The sequence below is a fragment of the Cupriavidus sp. 8B genome, assembly GCF_054589115.1.
The window spans coordinates 1-526 of record NZ_BAAILO010000432.1; the positions used below are offsets into that span (position 1 = coordinate 1).

General features: G+C 64.4%; 2 protein-coding genes. Both read right to left on the reverse strand.

Going from position 1 to position 526, the window contains the following annotated elements:
- On the reverse strand, positions 1 to 339 hold a 339-nt coding region (locus ACYP5B_RS40995; protein WP_459573450.1), incomplete at its 3' end, for an ATP-binding cassette domain-containing protein.
- A gap of 9 nt (positions 340 to 348) precedes the next feature.
- Positions 349 to 526 (reverse strand): ABC transporter ATP-binding protein C-terminal domain-containing protein (locus ACYP5B_RS41000; RefSeq protein ID WP_459573564.1); only part of this gene is annotated, 178 nt, incomplete at its 5' end.

Genomic DNA, 526 nt, shown 5'->3' on the forward strand with positions numbered 1-526 from the left:
GGTGCCCTGCCCTTTCAACAGCGGCGGCAGCATCAGGTTTTCCTCGCACGACAGGCTGGCGAAGATGCCCCGCTCTTCCGGGCAATAGCCGATGCCACAGTGCGCGATCTTGTGCGTCGGCATGTCGATGGTCTCGGTGCCGTTGACGCGGATCGAGCCCTTGCGCTGGCCGGTGAGGCCCATGATGGCGCGCAGCGTGGTGGTGCGCCCGGCGCCGTTGCGGCCCAGCAGCGTCACCACCTCGCCGGGATTCACGGTCAGGTCCACGCCATGCAGGATGTGCGATTCGCCGTACCAGGCGTGCAGGTCCTTGATTTCTAGTGCGGGCGTTGTGCTCATCCTGGCTCCTCAGTGCGCGCCCTGCAATGCAGTTTCGACGGTGCCCATGTAGGCCTCCATCACGCGCGGGTCTTTCGATACCTCGGCGTATGGCCCCTCGGCCAGGATCGCGCCGCGCTGCAATACCGTGATCTTGTCGGCAATCGACGAGACCACGTTCATGTTGTGCTCGACCATCAGGATGGTG